This window comes from Sorangium sp. So ce296, from assembly GCF_051529605.1.
Taxonomy (GTDB): domain Bacteria; phylum Myxococcota_A; class Polyangia; order Polyangiales; family Polyangiaceae; genus Sorangium; species Sorangium cellulosum_D.
This window is the reverse complement of the sequence record NZ_CP150325.1, coordinates 11,616,772-11,635,087: the sequence shown is the minus strand read 5'-3', so window position 1 is coordinate 11,635,087 and position 18,316 is coordinate 11,616,772. Positions and strand designations below refer to the sequence as shown.

13 protein-coding genes are annotated in these 18,316 nt (G+C 72.8%); 5 read left to right on the top strand and 8 right to left on the bottom strand.

Annotated elements, in window-relative coordinates:
• Positions 1–90 precede the first annotated feature (90 nt).
• Positions 91–2,184, top strand: a complete 2,094-nt coding sequence (locus WME98_RS42935; RefSeq protein ID WP_437947427.1) for an alpha-amylase family glycosyl hydrolase — start codon at positions 91–93, stop codon at positions 2,182–2,184.
• 199 nt (positions 2,185–2,383) lie between these two features.
• Positions 2,384–3,058 (top strand): O-methyltransferase, encoded by a 675-nt coding sequence (locus WME98_RS42930; RefSeq protein ID WP_437947426.1) that lies wholly within the window; start codon positions 2,384–2,386, stop codon positions 3,056–3,058.
• Positions 3,059–3,572: 514 nt separating this feature from the next.
• On the opposite strand, the gene WME98_RS42925 is transcribed toward WME98_RS42930, so the two are convergent.
• On the bottom strand, positions 3,573–3,983 hold the full coding sequence (locus WME98_RS42925; RefSeq protein WP_437947425.1) for a VOC family protein: 411 nt from the start codon (positions 3,981–3,983) through the stop codon (positions 3,573–3,575).
• Positions 3,984–4,281: 298 nt separating this feature from the next.
• On the opposite strand from WME98_RS42925, the gene WME98_RS42920 reads away from it, so the two are divergent.
• The gene (locus tag WME98_RS42920; protein WP_437947424.1) at positions 4,282–4,572 is read left to right on the top strand and encodes a hypothetical protein; all 291 of its coding nucleotides are present in this window, start codon (positions 4,282–4,284) and stop codon (positions 4,570–4,572) included.
• 153 nt (positions 4,573–4,725) lie between these two features.
• On the opposite strand, the gene WME98_RS42915 is transcribed toward WME98_RS42920, so the two are convergent.
• The 3 genes from WME98_RS42915 to WME98_RS42905 form a co-directional block, all read right to left on the bottom strand.
• Entirely contained in the window at positions 4,726–5,301 is a 576-nt protein-coding gene (locus tag WME98_RS42915; RefSeq protein WP_437947423.1) for a c-type cytochrome, read from the bottom strand.
• A 259-nt stretch (positions 5,302–5,560) separates the two neighbouring features.
• On the bottom strand, positions 5,561–6,538 hold the full coding sequence (locus WME98_RS42910; protein WP_437947422.1) for a TauD/TfdA dioxygenase family protein: 978 nt from the start codon (positions 6,536–6,538) through the stop codon (positions 5,561–5,563).
• An 84-nt stretch (positions 6,539–6,622) separates the two neighbouring features.
• On the bottom strand, positions 6,623–7,438 hold the full coding sequence (locus WME98_RS42905) for a class I SAM-dependent methyltransferase (RefSeq protein WP_437947421.1): 816 nt from the start codon (positions 7,436–7,438) through the stop codon (positions 6,623–6,625).
• Positions 7,439–7,969: 531 nt separating this feature from the next.
• Between WME98_RS42905 and WME98_RS42900 the strand changes: the two genes are divergently transcribed.
• On the top strand, positions 7,970–9,133 hold the full coding sequence (locus WME98_RS42900) for a hypothetical protein (RefSeq protein WP_437947420.1): 1,164 nt from the start codon (positions 7,970–7,972) through the stop codon (positions 9,131–9,133).
• 45 nt (positions 9,134–9,178) lie between these two features.
• On the opposite strand, the gene WME98_RS42895 is transcribed toward WME98_RS42900, so the two are convergent.
• Positions 9,179–12,145, bottom strand: a complete 2,967-nt coding sequence (locus WME98_RS42895) for a LamG-like jellyroll fold domain-containing protein (protein ID WP_437947419.1) — start codon at positions 12,143–12,145, stop codon at positions 9,179–9,181.
• Between the two features lie 309 nt (positions 12,146–12,454).
• On the opposite strand from WME98_RS42895, the gene WME98_RS42890 reads away from it, so the two are divergent.
• The gene (locus tag WME98_RS42890; RefSeq protein WP_437947418.1) at positions 12,455–13,531 is read left to right on the top strand and encodes an AraC family transcriptional regulator ligand-binding domain-containing protein; all 1,077 of its coding nucleotides are present in this window, start codon (positions 12,455–12,457) and stop codon (positions 13,529–13,531) included.
• 11 nt (positions 13,532–13,542) lie between these two features.
• Here WME98_RS42890 and WME98_RS42885 read toward each other — a convergent pair whose 3' ends face one another.
• The 3 genes from WME98_RS42885 to WME98_RS42875 all read right to left on the bottom strand — a co-directional run bounded on the left by WME98_RS42885 (position 13,543) and on the right by WME98_RS42875 (position 17,822).
• On the bottom strand, positions 13,543–15,582 hold the full coding sequence (locus tag WME98_RS42885; RefSeq protein WP_437947417.1) for a rhamnogalacturonan lyase: 2,040 nt from the start codon (positions 15,580–15,582) through the stop codon (positions 13,543–13,545).
• A gap of 246 nt (positions 15,583–15,828) precedes the next feature.
• Complete coding sequence (locus WME98_RS42880; RefSeq protein WP_437320568.1) at positions 15,829–16,164, bottom strand: 4Fe-4S binding protein; 336 nt, start codon at positions 16,162–16,164, stop codon at positions 15,829–15,831.
• Positions 16,161–17,822, bottom strand: coding sequence for an FAD-binding protein (locus tag WME98_RS42875; protein WP_437947416.1), 1,662 nt, complete (start codon positions 17,820–17,822; stop codon positions 16,161–16,163). Before WME98_RS42875 ends, WME98_RS42880 begins: the two co-directional genes overlap by 4 nt.
• Positions 17,823–18,316: the final 494 nt, after the last annotated feature.

Genomic DNA, 18,316 nt, shown 5'->3' with positions numbered 1-18,316 from the left:
GCGACATAAATCCTCCGCGCTCTCTGCCCAGCGGCGATCGCCGGAGGTCGTTCTGGAATAGAGGGGCTCCCCCGCTCGCCGCGCAGCCCCATGTCGACTCGCCTCCTTCGCTCGCCCGCCGCCCCCTCCCCCGGTGCAGCCCCCTCCTCGCCGGCCGGCGCGATCGCGATCGACCCGCACGCGGGCGTCCGGCGGCGGCCCGCGCCGGGCCCGGCGCGGCGCCCGCGGGCGCTCGCCGCGGTCGCAGGGATCGTCGCGCTGCTCTCCGCCGCGCCCGCGTGCGAGTCGGCCGCCACCTCCGCGCCGCCGCGCCCGTCCGGGGCCGCGGGCGCCCGGCTGGAGCTGCACGCCGACGACGCCGAGGTGTGGGCCTTCAGCGCGCGCATCCAGGGCGCCCTCGCCGGGCCGGGGACGCTGGAGGACTGCGCGATCCAGGTGGGCGGCGACGTCCACCCCGCCGCGATCGAGCAGCAGCGGCGCTTCGCGGCGGACGTGCCGCTGCTCGAGGGCGAGAACGAGATCGCCGCGCGCTGCCGCGCGACGGGCGCGGGCGAGCTGGTCACGCCGCCCGTCACCTACCGCGTCCGGCTGGAGGACGCGCCCCGGGCCCGCGCCCGCGCGGCGCGGGCCGGCGACCGGCTCGTCCTCGACGCCACGGGCAGCGAGCCGAGCGAGCGCTCGGGCGCCGAGCTCGTCGCCTTCGCGTGGTCCCGGCCGCGCGGCGACGGGACCGCCGAGCGCCTCGGGCAGGGCGCCCGCATCAAGGTGCCGGCGCCGGACGCCGCCGGGCGCGCCACGATCGAGCTCACGGTGCGCGACGCGCGCGGCCGCAGCGACACCGCGCGCGTCGCGCCGCCGCTCGATGCGCCCCCGGGCGCGAGCGCGCCGTCATGGATCGACGACGCCGTCCTCTACGGCGTCGTGCCGCCCTTCTTCGGCGATCCCCCGCTCCGGAGCGTGCGTGCCGCCCTCCCCGCGCTCGAGCGGCTCGGCGTCACGGCGCTGTGGCTGTCTCCGATCTTCGCCGCGCCCGAGGGCGACTTCGGGTACGCCGTCACGGACTACTTCAGCGTGCGCCCCGACTACGGAGCGGAGCAGGACCTGCGCGAGCTCGTCGACGACGCGCACCGGCGCGGCCTGCGCGTGCTGCTCGACCTCGTGCCGAACCACACCTCGATCGAGCACCCGTATTTCCAGCAAGCCGAGCGGCAGGGGAGCCGCGCCCACACCTTCGCGTTCTACGATCGCGGCGCCGGCGGCGAGCCCACCCATTACTTCGACTGGGAGCACCTGCCGAACCTCAACTACGACAACGCCGAGGTGGCGCGCTGGATGCTCGAGGTGTCGCTGCGCTGGGTGAAGCGCTTCGGCGTCGACGGCTATCGCGTCGACGCCGCGTGGGGCATCCAGGAGCGGCGGAGCGAGCTCTGGTCCTCGTGGGCCGCCGAGCTCCGGCGCGTGCGCCCGGATCTCGCGCTGATCGCCGAGGCCTCGGCGCGCGACCCGTACTACCTGCAGAGCGGGTTCGACGCGGCGTACGACTGGACCGAGGAGCTCGGGCGGTGGGCGTGGAGCGGCGTGTTCGACGCGCCGCGCGGCATCGCGGCCCGGCTGGGCGCGGCGCTGGCCGCCACCGAGGCGCACGCCACGCGCCCCGAGCGCACGCTGAGGTTCATCAACAACAACGACACCGGGGCCCGCTTCATCACGCGTCACGGGCCGGGTCTGACGCGCGTCGCCGCGGCGGCGCTGCTGACGCTGCCGGGCATCCCGTGCCTCTACGCGTTCGACGAGCTCGGCGCCGAGTACGAGCCTTACGGCGGCCTCGCCCCGGTCTCGCGGCCTCCGCGCGGGCCGCTGACCCGGCGCTACGAGCAGCTGATCCGGCTCAGGCGCTCCCTCGCGGCGCTCCGGTCGCCGGGGCTCGTCGTCGTGCACGCCGGGCAGGACGACGAGGTCTTCGCCTACGTCAGGCACGGCGACGACGCGTCGCGCTTCGCGCTCGTGGTCCTGAATTTCAGCGAGCGCCCGGCGAAGCAGCGGCTCGCCGTCCCGGAGCCGTTCGCCGCCCACGCGCGCGGCGGCCTGCGCGACGCCCTGGGCGGCGCCGGCGCGCACCTCCAGGCGGGCTCCGTCGCGCTGGACCTCGGGCCCTGGGACGCCCGCGTCCTCGTGCCGCGCTAGATCGAGCCCGCGCAGCGGCGCGGGCGATGTGCCCGCCGCCTGCATCTGTTATAACGAACAAACATCCAACGTTTAGGCTGGCGGCGAGGTGTCCTCGTTGGGACGCTCGTTGCCTTGATGTCTGTCAATCGAACCACAAGAAGCTCGGCTCACCCGGGCGCGGCGCTCCGGGGTCGCCGCGACGTGAGGAGGAACACTCATGACTCAGGAGCAATGGTCAGCCGTCGATCGCTACATCACCGATCTGCTCGTGCCGCCCGACGCCGCGCTGGACGCGGCGCTCGAGGCGAGCGCCGCGGCCGGCCTACCGCCGATCAACGTCGCGCCGAACCAGGGCAAGCTGCTGAATCTCCTGGCGCGGATCCATGGGGCGCGGATCATCCTGGAGATCGGCACGCTCGGGGGGTACAGCACCATCTGGCTCGCGCGGGCGCTGCCCGCCGGCGGCCGCTTGATCACGCTGGAGTCGGAGCCGAAGCACGCCGAGGTCGCCCGCGCGAACCTCGATCGCGCCGGGGTGGCCGACCGCGTCGAGCTGCGGCTCGGGCGGGCGCTCGACACGCTGCCGAAGCTCGCCGCGGAGGGCCGCGGACCGTTCGACCTCATCTTCATCGACGCCGACAAGCCGAGCAACCCCGACTACTTCGCCTGGGCGCTGAAGCTCTCCCGCCGCGGCAGCGTCATCGTGGTCGACAACGTCGTGCGCAGAGGGGCGGTGGTCGACCCCGAGAGCGCGGACCCCAACGTCCAGGGGGTGCGCCGCCTCTACGAGCTGCTCGCCGCCGAGCGGCGCGTGAGCGCGACGGCGATCCAGACGGTGGGCGCCAAGGGCTACGACGGCCTCGCCGTCGCCCTCGTCACCGCCGACCCGTGATCGCAGCGGCCGGGCGGCCTGCCGGCGCTCCCCGCGCCGGAGGACAAAAAAAGAGCGCCCGCTCGACGGTGGGGGGGGAAACCGTCACGGGCGCTCTGCCGTGCACCTCTAGCAGGACACGGGCCAGGGGATCGCCGTAGGTCTTTCGAGCGTTTACCCATCGGGTTTTCCCCGAGGCTTTCGTTCCTGAGATCGCTGCGTGCAAAGGTGGCAGCTGCTCGGCTCCCCGGCGGCCACCGAGGCCGGTACCGATCGGCGAGCCGCGCCGCCTGCTCGCCGGCGGACGACCCGGGGCCCGAGCAGCCCGGCGGCCTTCGCCGCGTCGACGAGGATCGACGCCGCGTGCGCGTCGATGAGGCGCACCCCGCCCGGTCGTGTGAGCTCTGGAGTTCGCAGATCGTGAGAGGCGTTGCCTGGATCGATGAGCTCGGAGGCGATCGTCCCCGAGCTCATCGTGACCATCGCTCGTGCATTCCCGAAGAGAAGAACTGGTGTCGAATCCCCCGGCTCTCGCTCAGCCGGGCGTGGCGATCTCGTCGTAGCCGCGGCCGCTGAACTGAAGCAGGCAGACGCCGTGGCCGAACGGATCGGCCAGGCGGAGCATGCGCCCCCACGCGGTCACCTCGACGTCGGCCTCGGGGACCGCGCCCGCCTCCTGCGCCCGACGCGCGGCGGCCTCGAGATCGTCGACGACGAAATCGAGATGGACCGGCGTCCAGTGGCGCCGGTAGTCGCGCGCGGGCGCGCCGGCCGCAGGCGCGCTGCCGGCCGGCTTCTCCAGGAGATAGATGGGCGCGGCCGCGCCGAGGAGCTCGACGAAGGCGCCGCCGAAGCGCCGCCCGACGCGCAGGCCGAACGCGCGGGTGTAGAAGGCGATGGCCGGCTCGATCGCCGGCACATCGATGTTGACGAGCAGGTCGGACATGCGGTCACTCTAGCGACGGGGCGCGCCGGGGCGCAACGCGGGCATCGAGGAGCAGGTGAGCCGCGGTGACGACGAGCTGCGCGAGGCGGCGCGGCGCGGGTACCGCGAGCGCTTCGGGGTGGATCTACAGGAGCCGGTGCGGGAGTGACCGTCGCGGGGCCGGGCGGGCAGCGCCGGGGACCGGAAACGGTCTCCCGGGGAAGCTCAGCTGCCTCCTCGACACCGGAAACGGTCTCCTCGGGGCAGAGCACACTTGCTCAACGCCCCCTGTAGAGGTCCCCGCCTCGCTGGACGCTGGGTGTTCGACAGCCGCCACGAGGCGGCGGAGCGGGAGCTCGCCCGTCACGACGCGCTCCTCCAGCGCTTCGTCGGCTGGGAGATCGAGGCCGAGGCGCCGCTGTTCGACACCGGCGCCGCCACCCTCTTCGATTCCTCCGGCGCGGCGGGCCACGGCGGCGACGCGCCGTCGCTCGCCGACGTGCTCGCCATCGTGGCCTCGCTGCCCAAGCTCCCCTTCCTGCGCGCGCTGGCCGGCTGGCTGGGCACGCGCCTCGGCCTCGTGCCGCCCGCGCGGCAGCTGCGCGCGTGAGATCGCCCCGCCCCACCGCCAGCAAACGTTGCGCCGCGCGCGCCGCATCCGAGCTCGGATGGCTCGTCCCGGGACCATCGCCGCGGAGCCCGCCGGCGCGCGGGCGCGCGTCGCTCGAGCCGCGGCGCGCCCGTCGTCGCCGGCCTGCGCGCTTCAGCGCAGGACCGGAGTCTCCCGCGCCGCCGAGAGCGCCGCGCCGCCGGCCCACGGCTCCATCCGGTCTCCCAGCGAGGCGCGCACCCTCGCAACGTCGTCCTTCGTGATCGCCGGCGCGCTGTTCCCCCAGCTCGATCGGACATAGGTGAGCACCAGCGCGATCTCCTCGTCCGACAGGTTCACGCCGAAGTTGGGCATCACGTCGTTGTACTGCACGCCGTTCACCTCCATCGGCCCGGCGGCGCCGAGCAGCGTGATCCGGATCGGCGTCTCCTTGTCCTCGAGCAGCCACGACGCGCCGACGAGCGGCGGATACCGGCCGGGCTTCCCCTCCCCCCTCGCCTGATGACACCCGGTGCACGAGCGGTAATAGATCTTGCCCCCCTGGGCGAGATCCTCGTCCGCGACGCCGGAGGCCGCCTCGCCGCGCCCCGGGGCCCGGGCCTCCAGCTTCCGCAGCACCATCCACGGCAGCGCGAGCACGCCGAAGGCCACGATCAGCATGATCACCACGACGTGCGCGGTGTTCTGCCCTCCGTCTCGAGCGTCATCGCGCTTGCCTGCTTCACCCACGGGGCACTCCTCCGCCGCAGATGAAGCGCAGGCGATCCCCGCCGTCAAGGACCCGCCCGGCGGCCGCCGTTGACGCCAGCGCTGCGCCCCGGAAAGCTGGGTCTCCATGGAGCCGCGTGTCGGGATCTACGTCGGCCGGGAGCTCGGGGCGTACGGTTGCTCGGGACCGGCGAGCTGACGGGCCGGTAGCGCCGCCGCTCGCGACGAGCTCCGTGCGTCAGCGATCCCTCGCGGGATCTCTGACGCACGGAGCTGGGCACTACGCCGTCGCAGCCGCCACAGAGGCGCCCGTGCCGCCGGCGCTCTCGCTCCTCGCCGCGGCGGCGCGCGGCGCCTTCTTGCGGGTGACGCTGCGCTTGCCGTCGATGCTGACGGGCACGTCGCCGTCGACCGTCACCCGGCGCACCACGCGGAGCTGGTCGCCGTAGTCGTTGATCGCGTAGTGCTGGGTGGCGCGGTTGTCCCAGATCGCCACGTCGCCGGCGGCCCAGCGCCAGCGGATCGTGTTCTCGAGGCGCGTCACGTGGTCCTGGAGCACCTGGAAGAGGTGCGCCGAGTCGAACGACGAGACGCCGACGAGCCTCTTGACGAAGTGGCCGAGCACGAGCGAGCGCTCCCCGGTCTCCGGGTGGACGCGCACCACGGGGTGCTCGGTCTCGTACACGGTCGACGTGAACACCTCCTGAAAGCGCCGCACGTCATCCGTCGACGCTTGCGGCTTTCGCGCCTGGTAGTCGTACTCGTTGCTGTGCACGGCCCAGAGCTTGTCCGCGAGCTCGCGCAGCGCGGGCGGCAGATCCTCGTACGCCGCGACCGTGTTGGCCCAGACGGTATCGCCGCCGTACGCCGGGATCACGAGCGCCCGGAGGATCGACGCCTTCGGGTAGGCGTCGACGAACGTGACGTCGGTGTGCCAGGAGTTCGCGCGGCCGCCATAGCGCGAGTCGAGCTCATGGATGTACGAGGTGCCCTGGACGACGGGCACCGTCGGGTGCGCGACGGGCGCGCCGTCGAAGATCGCGGTGAGCTTCTCCTGGGCGGCGTCGTCGAGGTGGTGCTGGTTGCGGAAGAAGATCACCTTGTAACGCAGCCAGGCCTTCCGGATCTCGCTCACCGTGGCGGCGTCGAGATCGGCGGAGAGGCGCACGCCGCGCACCTCTGCGCCGATCCGGCCGGCGACGGGCACGATCTCGAGGACGTTGCTGCCATTGCTGCTCTGGTTCGTCGTGGCGCTCATGCGGAGTTTTCCTTGTGGTTTTGTCAGCCGAAAAGCATCGTGGGGTGGCGTCGCGCTCGGGTGCCGGCGGACCGGCCCCCCGGGTCAGTGCGACGCCGGCTTGTGCGCGATCGCGAACAGCCGCTTGCCCTCGAGGCGGATCCCCTCGGGCGTCCGGAAGGCCTCGAGCTCGCGCTTGATGTCCTCGACGGCCTGGACGCGCAGCGACTCCGGCAGGTGGCCGAGGAAGTTGCCGAACGAGCTCGCCTGCGAGAAGGCGATCGCGGCGCTCGCGTCCGGCTGGTAGTTCACGTTCTCCTGGGCCTCGATCTTCTGCACGGAGAAGCCGGCGCCGCCGAGCAGGCCGGCGAGCTCCTCGGCGGTCACCCAGTGCGGCGTGCCGGCCAGCGACTCCGGGTAGCGCGCGTAGGGCTCGCGCGAGAGCACCTGCCGCTTGATGGCCTGCAGCCGGTTCGGCTGGTCCTTCGCGCCCGTGGTGAGCCCGACGCGCCCGCCCGGCTTGAGCAGGCGGTGGATCTGCCGCAGCGGCTCGGTCTTCTCAGGGAGCCAGTGGAAGACGGCGTTGAGGTACACGACATCGAAGCTGCCCGACGGGCGCCCGTCGAGCGCGTAGGCGTTGCCGACCTGGAACGCGAGGTTCGCCCTCGCCTTGCGCTGGGCGATCTCCACGCGCAGCGGCAGCGGATCGATCCCGAGCACCTGGCCCGTCGGCCCGACGATGCCCGCGACGTGCTCCGCCAGCAGCCCGGTGCCGCTCCCGATATCGAGCACGCGCTCGCCCGCGCGAACGCCGAGCTCGGCGATCAGCCGCTGGCCGTGGCGGAACTGCCGCTCGGCGCTGCGTGCCTCGTAGTCCTGTGCGAGCTGCGGCGTATCGAAGACGAGACTGAGTCCACTCATGCGAAGGCTCCGGGAAAGAGAGGTTGCCGGGCGCTCTCGGCAGGGCGACGCCCTCGTCCGCGACCGTCCACCCCGGCGGCGATCGCACGTCGCACGCGCCGTGCCATGCGTTTCCCCGCGCTCCCGCGGGCCCCCGCCCGCCCGGTGCTGCGTCGCGAGCACGCCGCCAGCACCTCGTGCTGCTCTGGCCGCACCTCGTCCGCCGCGAGCGCGTGGCGCGAGGGCGCGCCGCGAGCGCGCGAGCGCGCAGCGGACAGACCACAACCGTACATCCACCCTGGACCGTTTCGCGCCTGAAGGGCGCCGTACAGCAGCAGTGGATACTCGAAGGTTCATTTTTTCACTGGAGCCCCCTTTCGGCATCAGGCGTCATCGAACGCGCTCTGCTGGGCGCACTTCATCGGTCGGCGCGTGCACGTTCACATGGCCGGATGACGCGCGCGGGGCGATTCGACGCGGCGCGGAGTCGGTGAATCCACGTTCCCCGGCGCTCCATTCCTGTGGCACCATGCGCGCATGCTTCATGATGTCGTGAGGAAAGGTTCTGTTGCCGGCGCGCTGCTGGTGGCGATGGGGTGTAGCTCGGGCGGCGGCGATCCGCCGCCCGGGGGCCAGGCGGGGGGGCCGGGCGTGTCGATGCCGGAGGTCGACGCCGGGCCGGACGGCTCGGACGAGCCGGCGTGTGTCGAATACACGATGCCGACCGATGTGGACTGCGCGGCGCCGCTCGACGGCGTGCTGCCGGTGGACCTGCGCTGTACCGGCCTCTACGGGGACTTCGACAAGCGCGAGCTCGCGTGCGGCGTGCTCGAGTACAAGCCTGCGATGGAGCTCTGGAGCGACGGCGCCGCCAAGCGGCGCTTCGTCTCGATCCCGAAGGGCCAGCGGGTGGACGTGAGCAATCCGGACGCGTTCGTGTATCCCGAGGGGACGCAGTTCTGGAAGGAGTTCCGCGTGAAGGGCGCGGACGGCGCGCTGCGCATGGCCGAGACGCGCCTCCTGCGCAAGATGGCCGCCGGCTGGGTGTACACGAGCTATGTCTGGTCCGAGGACGAGCGGCAGGCGATCCAGATGCAGAACGACTTCGGCGTGCCCGATCTCTACGGCACCGGTCACATGGTGCCGACGCGGGATCAATGCAAGGAGTGCCACGTCGGGCGCGCCGATTTCGTCCTCGGCTGGGACGCGCTGATGCTCGGCCCTGGCGCCGAGGGGGTCACGCGCGAGTCGCTGGTCGCGCTCGGCGTGATCGAGGACGCGAGCCCGCTCGCCCTGACGATCCCCGGCGACGAGGTGGAGCGCCAGGCGCTCGGCTACCTGCACGCGAACTGCGGCGTGAGCTGCCACAACGACCTGCCCGAGTCGGCGGCCCACGATACGGGCCTGTACCTGCGGCTCGAGGCGAGCGAGCTGGGCAGCGTGGCCGCGACGGACGCCGTGCGGACGGGCATGAACAAGCGCCCGGCGGAGAACGCGAAGTACGAGGGGCTGAAGAACCCGGACCCGGCCAACTGGTACGACATCCGTCCTGGCGATCCGTCGCGCAGCCTGCTTGTCGCCCGCCAGGAGCTCCGCGGCTTCGAGGGGCAGATGCCGCGCATCGCGACCCGCCAGGTCGACAACACCGGCCTGCAGCTGGTCACGCAGTGGATTCAAGGGATGACCGAGCCGAACTACCCGCCCCCCGGGCCGTAGGCCCCGCCGCCCGCGGCCAGCGCGCGGCGGGCGCCCGCCCCCGGGTCAGCGCAGCGGCCTCGGCAACCCGGCGATGTACTCCGATTTTTCCCACGTCCTGATGAACGTCTCGGCCGACTGATCGCGCAGCGCGCTCAGGTACTCCGGCCGCAGGCCCACGGCCTCGAGATCGTCGTGCAGCTGCGCGATGAGGCCGTGGTGGGCGTAGCCGCGGGTGTGGAAGTACGCCCAGTCCTTCTCGTCTTGCGTGCTGTAATGGGTCAGGTTCGGGTCGACCGACGGAATGCACGCCTCGATGCTCGACAGGGGTTGCGCCAGGCAACCCGCGCACTCACCCAGATCGCCCGGCCGCTGCAAGCACTGCTCGACGGAGTTGCCATTGCACCAGTCGCCGCGATCGGTGGTGTATCCGAGCCGCGGGGCGACCCCCTGTCCGAGGCCCTGGAAGTCGCCGGCCCACGCGACGCGCTTCCCCGCCAGGTCGGCCGCGTACGCCACGCTCTGGGCCAGCGACCGCGTCGAGCGGGCGCAGGAGTTCTCGACGCCCGAGCTCGGGTAGTCGAGCGCGACGTCGCCGCCCGTGAAGTGGCCCGCGAAGCCCTCGGTCTCGGCGATCATCTGCAGGGCGTCGTCGCCCAGCTTGCCCTCCCAGCCGGCGCTGCCGTCGGCGCTGATCCGCCTGGCGTAGACGTGGCTCGCGACGAGCGGGTAGCCGTAGCGCGCCGACGACAGCGCATACACGTCCTCGATCGCCTGCTCGGAGATGTGCCCGATCTCGAGCAGCATGCCCTTGTCCATCATGCGGTCCACGACCTGCGCGCCCTCGTAGGTCAGCCCGAGCACGTTCTTGCTCACCGCGACGGGCGCGTCGGTGATCGTCGCGTCGACCCCGGGCATGACGCCGCCGCCCGGGTACACCTTGAAGCCGTCCCAAGCGCCGGCGTTGAGGAAGCGCTCGGCTATCTTGAGCGAGCAGAGCTCTTCGTAGCTCGTCGCGTGCGCGGGCGAGCAGCCGAGCTGGTTGCTCTGGTCGACGGCGAAGGGGTGCTCGGGGTCGGTCGCGAACGGGTTGTTCGGGTCGGTCTGGCACTGCACGTTGTGCAAGAAGCAGTTGAGAAATGACTGCTGCGCGGCGAACTGGGGCACGTAGATGGCCGTGCCGGCGATGCGCGTGTTGAGCGAGTGCGCGAGGAAGGCCGTGCGGGCCCCGAGGTCGTGGTAATATTCGAGGCGGTCGACCGGGCTGTCGTACGGGGCCCACGCGTAGTCGGCCTCGATGCCGATCACCATCGCCATCTTGCCCTCGCTGATGATGCGGCGGGCGTCGGCCGCCGAATAGGCGATCTCGAGAAAGTCAGCGTGGTTGCTGGCGAGCGCCTTCAAGAACTGGATCTGCCTGACGATGCTCTGGAGCGAGTCGGCCATGTCGCACTCGAACCCTTCCTGCCGAAAGGGGTTGGTGCCAACGCCGTTGCGCACGAGCGAGCAGAGCGGGTAGTTCTCGACCGCCTGGGCCACGATGAGCTTGAGGCCGCCCTCGAGGGCGCGGCGCAGGTAGCCGTGCCAGTAGCGGGGGTGGGCGTTGGTGTCCCATTTGGGCCACTCGAGGTAGTCATGCTCGGGGTCGCCCGTGTGGCCGTCGGTCCGCTTGTAGTAGCAGTCGCCGAGCCCGCCGCCGTGGCAGCAGGTGTCGACGCCCAGGAGGTTCGCGAAGCCGACGTCGCAGATGCCGGCGGCGCCGGCATGCGTGTGGCCCGAGCCGTCGCAGCTCTGCATCGCCTCGGCCTCGTCGCCCTCGACCGAGCCCCAGAACCACTTGCCGCTGAAGGCGAGCTCGGAGGCGACGTGCTCGTGGGTGGCGGCGGCCCCGATCACCGGGTCGCCCGTCGTGGGCACGTCGTCGAGGGTCACGTGATCGATCGCTCCCTCGGTCAGGCGAAGGCGGTCGATGTCGGGCGCGGGCCGGCCCGAGCTCGAGAAAGCGATGGCGTTGGGTCCGGCGTCGAGGTCGACGCGCAGCACCCGCGTGGTCGGCGTGTAGAAGTCGCCGTCGGTGAAGGGCACGAACGTCGGCGGCCGGTCGTTGACGCTCACCAGCGCTTCGCCCTCATAGCCGAGCCAGTCCACCTCGAGCAGGTAGCGCCCGGCGGTCGGGGCCATGACGCCCTCGAAGCGCAGCGACGCGTCGTAGCCGATGCCCCGGACGACGGTGCCGCCCGAGCAGGACCCGCAGTTGAAGTCGTCGACGTAGAGCCCCTCGAGACCGTTCGACGGCGCCTCGGCCTCGTAGACCGCGGGCAGCGCCCACGGCGGGGGCGGGGGCGAGTTTGCGACGGCGGAGACCTCGCCGGCGCTGAGGGCGCGGTCGTAGAAGAGCACCTCGTCGATCGAGCCCTCGAAGCCGTCCCACGACGGGTGGTTGCCGATGACGATGGGCCGGCTCGACGCCTGCGGCGTGCCGCTGGCGGGCTTCCACGCGGCGAGCACGCCGTCGACGTAGAGCGCGATCCGGCTGCCGTCGTACGACCCCGTGACGTGCGCCCACCGGCCCGCCACCGCCGGCGCGGTGACCGAGACCGTGGTGCCCCACTGCCCGCCCGGGAACGTCACGGCGAACATGAACCTGTCCCCGAGGAACCACAGGCCCCACACGTCGGGGCTCCACCAGCGGTTCACGATCGCGCCCGGCCCCGCGGGCTTCACCCAGGCGGCGACCGTGAACCTGGGCACGGCGAAGGCCGAGGCGCTCGAAACCTCGGCCCGGCTGTCGGGGGCGCCGTCGAAGACGGCTCCCCCGTCGTAGCGCCCGTCGCCGCAAGCGGCGGTGCCGTGGAGCTGGGCGTGGTGGGGCGTCGCGCCCTGATCGACGACCTGGCCCCCCGCGCAGGCGTCGAAGCTCCAGTGCCCGAACGGCCTGGGCGCCGACACGCCCTGCGCCGCGGCGGTGCTGGGCGCGGCCGCGGCCGCGAAGAGCGCGAGCACCCGGGGTAGAATGACTGTTCGACGAACCATCTTAGCCTCCTTCGATACGAACCCGAGACCACCGAGACCCGCCCCGACGCCGGCGCCGCCCGCCGATCGCGCGCGACGCGCCCCGGCCCTAGCCCGCACGCCGTGACCACGCCCTTCGCGCTCGGCGCGGCCAGGGCGCGCCCGGCGGACCCTTCGCGGCCCGTGCGCGGCGCCAGCTCGGGCCCGACCTGGCACGCGCAACCACGGGCAGGCCCATCGTGCGCCCGGCGCCCTTCGCCCTTCCAGTGGCATGAGCCGCCACCGCGTTGTCATTTGACGCCATGGCCCCGCGGGCGCGACCATGGCGGCGTGAAACGAGGTGCGCCCGGGCCCGCCGCTCGCCCCGCCCCGTACGCCGATTCGCCCCTCTATCGCTCGTTCGTCGTGCGCCCGGCGCTCTGGTGGGCGCAGGGGGCGGGCGCCGACGCGGTCGCGCTCGCCGCGCGCTTCGGCCTCGGGCCATCGGCGCTCGAGGACCGCATGAGCGAGATGCCGCTCGCCGCCTACCGCGACCTCGTCGACGCCTGCGCCGAGGCCGCGCGCGAGCCGTTCCTCGGCTTTCGCATCGCCACGTCGCTGCCGCGCGGCTACCTCGGCGTCTTCGAGCTGAGCGCCTCGTCGGCCCCCACCGCGGGCGAGGCCGCGGCGCGCTTCGTCAAATACCTGCCGCTCGTCAACAACGGGCTCTTGAGCGCCCGGCTCGATCGCGGGGGCGGCGAGGTCATCCTGCGCCAGTGGATCGACGGCGAGCCCCTCGCGCAGGGCCGGCACGGCAACGAGTTCATCCTGACCGCGATGCTGCGCCAGTCGCGCGAGTTCACCGGCCGGCACGTCGTGCCCCGCCTCGTGCGCCTCGCCCACCCCCGCCCGCCCGACGTCGGCGAGCTCGAGCGCTGGTTCGGCGCGGAGCTCCGCTTCGACAGCGGCGAGAACGCGCTCGTCGTCAGCGAGGCGGTCATGGCCCTGCCCCAGGTGGCCGCCGACGGCGCCCTGCTCGAGGTGCTCGACCAGCACGCCGCGCGCATGCTCGACGAGCGCGCCCAGCGCCCCGACGACTTCCTCGCCCGGGTGCGCCGCAGCGTCCGCGAGAACCTGACCCACTCCGAGGCGCTCTTGCCGCGCGTCGCGTCGCTCCTGTCGTCGAGCCCGCGCACGCTCCAGCGCGAGCTGACCGCGCGCGGCACCTCGTTCCGGCGCGTGGTCGACGAGGTGCGGGCCGAGGCCGCCCGCGCCTACGCCGCCGAGGGCGAGCTCGGCGTCGGCGAGATGGCCTTCCTGCTCGGGTACGCCGACACGCCGAGCTTCGTCCGCGCCTTCCGCCGCTGGACGGGCCAGACCGTCGGCGACTACCGGCGCGACGGCGCGCCCGCCGCGCCGCCGCGCTGAAGCTCAGCGTGTCAGCGGACGTGGATGTCCGGCTTCGGCACCGGGGCCATCCCCTCCCCGATGTGGAAGCTCGGGTGAGGCGGCTGGTTGTAGCCGCCGTTTTGCCACGAGATGGCCACGCGGTACTGCGGATCGTGCATCAGCGTGTGGATCCGGTTCTTCGCGACCTGGTTCGTCGTGAAGATGCGAATCGAGTCGCCGCACCGGAAGATCACCTCCTCGCGCCAGTCGCCCAGGATGTCGGCGCTGAGCGTCGGGGTGCTCTTCGTGCCGTTGTTCGCGGCGCACCCGTTCGCCGTGAAGCCCTCGCCCTCGCCGTCGTACTGCTGGACTTTGTTGCTGTCGAGGAGCTCCCGGCTGAGATCCGCGTCCCACCAGATGAGGAAGTTGGACGACGAGGGGCGGTTCCCGGCGGCGCCTCCGTCCGAGCCGCGCAAGAGCTGGCTGTTGTTGACCCACGCCTCGCTCCCGGGGCTGCGCGGATCGATGTCCGCCGCCACGCCCCGGCCCGGGCCCTCCTCGCCGCCGTTGCCCGGCCCCTTCCAGATCACCTCGCACGTGCGGGCGTCGCGCATCGCGTACGCGGGCGACTCCCCGCCCTCGTACGGCATGAACACCTCGAGGCCGGGGCGCGACGGGATGTGATCCGTCACGTGCAGCGCGTCGCCGTGAGCGTAGTAGTCCACCGTGCAGAGGCCCTTGCCGTCGTTGTCGAACGTCGCGCCGCCGTTGATGATCTCCTGCTGCGGATCGTCGTCCACGTTCGCCACGCTGATGGAATGGGCGCCCTTGCCGCCGTACGCCCCGTTTTCGCGGCTCGAGCTGGAGTCGAACGTCCAGAGGTTCGTGAGCGCGCCGTCGCGGTAGTTCCACGCGGACAGCGTGGTGCGCGCGTAGTAGCCCCGGCCGAACACCGCGCTCGGCCGGCCGGTGTCGTCGAGGAACGCGATCGTGCCCACGAAGCGGTCGACCCGGTTGCCGTAACACTCGTTGTTGCCCCAGCTGCACACGTCGCCGCGCCCCACCTTGAACTCCGTCGTGGCGAGCTCGGCGCCGGTCTCTCCGGAGAAGACGGTGAGATACTCCGGGCCGGTGAGGATGTACCCGTCGTTGTTGCGGTAATCCTTCGAATCGTCGTCGGCGGCCGCGGGCCCCAGGCTGAGCGGCTCGCCCCGGCCGTCGCGCGTCCCCGGCGCGGTCTTGACCGCCACCTCCGCCTTCCCGTCGCCGTCGAGATCGTAGACGAGGAACGGCGAATAGTGCGCCCCGGCCCGGATGTTCACGCCGAGATCGATCCGCCACAGCCGCTTGCCTTCGAGCGTGTACGCGTCCAGGTAGGTCTTGCCGGTGCGGCCAGCCTTCGAGTTGTCCTGGAGGTTCGACGGATCCCACTTGACGACGATCTCGTATCGCCCGTCGCCGTCCAGGTCTCCCACGCTGCCGTCGCCGCTCGAGTACGTGTAGCCGTCCCCGGCCGGCGGCGGCGTCGTCGGGATGGACAGGGATCCATCCTTCCACACGGCCACGGGCTTCGACTCGCCTTGCTCGACGCCGCCGACGACCGGACGCACGCTGTAGACCGAGCTCGGGGAGCCGCCGCGGTCCACGAAGTTCGTGGAGTCCGCGATCGGCGCGTCGTTGACCTTGGTGCCGTCCCGGTAGACGTTGAAGGCGATGTCGTCGGGATCGTAGCCGAACAGGCGAAAGCCCACGTAGATCCCGCCGTCCGTGGGAATGGCCACGACGCCGCGGTCGAGGTCCTCCATCTGCGCGAACCCGGTCGGCGCCGGCACGCCCCCGCCGCCGCCCGTGCCGGTGCCGGCGCCCGCGCCGCCGCTGCCCGACGCAGGACCACCGCCGGGGCCCGTGCTGGTCGCGTTGCCGCCGGAGGCCGTGCCGGTCGCGCCGCCGCCGGAGCCCGTGCCGGCCGCGTTGCCGCCGCCCGTGCCGGGTTCGCCGCCGCCGTCGCCGCCAGCGCCGGTTTCGCCTGAACCGCAGGCAATGAGCCCAGAAGCGAGCGAGAAACAGAGCAAGAAAACAGGGGACCTCATCGGCGTACCTCGCGTTGCCGCTCCTCCTCCGGTCGGCGGCTCGCCCCCGGCCGTCAGCGGCATGGTGAGTTGGTTGCTCGCCTAGGTTGCGACACCAGCGCAGAACCAGTCACCTTCAGCGCGAAGTTCGTGCAGTTTGTGGATGTACTGGAATTTTGATGCTCCACAGGAGAGCACATCGTTCGATGCCCGGTGGGCTCGTCGACCCGGCCGGCGCGGGAGGAGATCGCGGCGGCGAGGCGGGCCTCAGCCCCGGCGCGCGGCCTCGAGGACGCGGAACGTCTGGTCGACCTCGGCGCCCGGCTTGCGCCGGCTCCCCCACCCGACCGCGGCCCGGTAGCTGCCGAGGAGCCCGGACGCCGAGAGCTGCTCCTCGTCGACCTGGACCGGCCGCTCGGCCTCCGGCGCCACGTAGAGCGCGTCCACCGGGCAATAGGCCTCACACATGAAGCACGTCTGGCAGTCGCGCTGCCGGGCGATCACCGGCGCGCCGCCCGGGACGCGATCGAACACGTTGGTGGGGCAGACCTCGACGCAGAGATCGCACCCGATGCACCGGGCATCGCTGACGAGCTCGATCATGGCGCGTGCGCCTCCGCCGGGGCCGGGCTGACCGATGCCGTCGGCGGCGACTCGGGGCGCACCCACACGCGATCGAGCCCGCCGGTGATCAGCCGCCGCTGCTGCGCCGGATCGAGCCCCGGGTGGTCCTTGTGCTTGTGCATCCCGCGCGTCTCGGTGCGCGCGCGGGCCGCGTTGAACATCCAGCGCGCCGTGGCCACCATCGCCGCGCCCTCGCGCGCCCGCACGACCTCGCGCACCTCGGCCCCCGGCCGGGCCTGCCGCACGTCGCGCCAGAGCGCGTCGAGCCGGTCGAGCGAGACCGCGAGCCCCCGCTCGGTGCGGAACAGGTTCTTGTCGTACGGGAACACCTCGTCCTGCACCGACCGGATCACCGCCTCCGCGTCGAGCTGCCGCGTCCCGCCCGCCGCCGGGAGCGCCGCGCCGCCGGCCCCCCGGGCGGCCCGCTGGCCGGCGCGGGCGCCGAGGCTGCGCGCGAACGCGGCGGCGCCCTCGCCCGCCCACTGCCCCGACGAGATGGCCCACGCGGCGTTGTGGCTGCCGCCGCCCGTAAAGCCGCCGCAGATGAGCTCTCGCGTGGCGGCGTCCCCGGCGGCGTAGAGCCCCGGCGTCGACGTGGCGCAGCTGTGGCTCGTGATGCGGATGCCGCCGGTGCCGCGCACGGTGCCCTCGAGCCGCAGCGTGACGGGGAACCGCTGCCGGAACGGGTCGATGCCGGCGCGGTCGAAGGGCAGGAAGAAGTTCGGCTGGGCCTTGCGCATCCAGGCCTCCAGCGCCTCGTCGGCTTTGTCGAGCTGGGCGTAGACCGGCTGCGTGAGCAGGGTCTCCGCGATCACGGAGCGGCCGCGCTGCGAGCCGGCGCCCTCGATGACGCGCCCGTCCTCGTAATAGAAGGTCGCCCAGTTGTAGAAGAGGGTCTTCGTGACCGACGCGAAGGCCGGGGCGATGGCGTAGGCGTTCGAGAACTCCATCCCCGACATCTCGGCGCCCGTCTCGGCGGCCATGAGGCCGCCGTCGCCCGTGAGCACGTTGGTGCCGAGGGCCTTGCTGAGGAACGCGCAGCCGCCGGTGGCGATGACCACGGCCCCGGCCTTCACCACCCAGCGCTGCCCGAGCTGCCGGCAGACGCCGGCCGCGCCGGCGACCACGCCGTCCGCGTCGACCAGGAGCTCGAGCGCGGGGCTGTGATCGAGGATGCGGACGCCCGCGAGCTTCACCTGCTTGCGCATGAGCCGCATGTACTCGGGCCCTTGCAGGCTGCGGCGGACGGGCTGCCCGCCGTCGTCGACCGGAAACGGATATCCCCGGGTCGCGAGGTCGTTCACGCTGGACCACGTCCGGTCGAGCACGCGGTCCATCCAGCCCCGGTCGGCGAGGTAGCCGCCGAGCCCTTCCCGGCTGGCCTTGGCGGCCTCGCGCGCCTCGGGGGTCGGGGGCACGTACCACACGCCGACCCCGGACGGCGCGGTGGCGCCGCTGCTGCCGCAATAGCCCTTGTCCGCGAGCACCACGCGCGCGCCCTGCGCCGCCGCGGCGAGCGCCGCCCACGTCCCGGCGGGCCCGCCGCCCAGCACCAGGACGTCGGCCTCCAGCGCCAGCGTGTCGCTCCCGTCGAGGACGCGCCCGACCTCTCCCTCTGGCTCCCGTACCTCGCTCATGATTGGACGACTCCCTTGCTCAGATCCGCTGCTCTGCCGAGCGCTCTGCCGAACGCCCGGCCCATCGCTCGGCCGAGCGCCCGGCCCACCGCTCTCGCGGAGGCTCGGCCGTTCTCTTTGGATTGCAGCCGACATGCCATGGCCCGTTTTTCCGCTGCGATCTCGCGGGTAGCGCCCTCCCGTTGCTGGCGGCGCACCAGCACCTGCTGCTCGGGTGCTGCTCCTCGCGCACCGGCGTGGCCGCGCGCGAGCGCGCGAGCGCGCGAGCGCGCGATGGCCGACGCCCGGGCTACTGCAGCCGGAACCCCATCGCGGAGAGGGCCGCCCGCAGCCGGTCGCGCCCGCGCAGCGCCTGGGCCGACGCGACGCGCGCGGCCGAGTGGCGGCTCCAGCTGCCCTGCACGCCCATGCGCTCCCTGGCTCCAGGGGCTGCCGGCGAGCCCGGCGGCGCGGCCGCGAGGCGCGGCGCTCATGGCCTCGGAGGCCAGCCGGAC

Bases quoted from the DNA above. Each gene is read 5' to 3' on its own strand.
- WME98_RS42925 (WP_437947425.1), bottom strand. From the start codon at position 3,983: ATGTCCGACCTGCTCGTCAACATCGATGTGCCGGCGATCGAGCCGGCC.
- WME98_RS42880 (WP_437320568.1), bottom strand. From the start codon at position 16,164: ATGATCGAGCTCGTCAGCGATGCCCGGTGCATCGGGTGCGATCTCTGC.
- WME98_RS42895 (WP_437947419.1), bottom strand. From the start codon at position 12,145: ATGGTTCGTCGAACAGTCATTCTACCCCGGGTGCTCGCGCTCTTCGCG.
- WME98_RS42930 (WP_437947426.1), top strand. From the start codon at position 2,384: ATGACTCAGGAGCAATGGTCAGCCGTCGATCGCTACATCACCGATCTG.
- WME98_RS42935 (WP_437947427.1), top strand. From the start codon at position 91: ATGTCGACTCGCCTCCTTCGCTCGCCCGCCGCCCCCTCCCCCGGTGCA.
- WME98_RS42910 (WP_437947422.1), bottom strand. From the start codon at position 6,538: ATGAGCGCCACGACGAACCAGAGCAGCAATGGCAGCAACGTCCTCGAG.
- WME98_RS42875 (WP_437947416.1), bottom strand. From the start codon at position 17,822: ATGAGCGAGGTACGGGAGCCAGAGGGAGAGGTCGGGCGCGTCCTCGAC.
- WME98_RS42885 (WP_437947417.1), bottom strand. From the start codon at position 15,582: ATGAGGTCCCCTGTTTTCTTGCTCTGTTTCTCGCTCGCTTCTGGGCTC.
- WME98_RS42905 (WP_437947421.1), bottom strand. From the start codon at position 7,438: ATGAGTGGACTCAGTCTCGTCTTCGATACGCCGCAGCTCGCACAGGAC.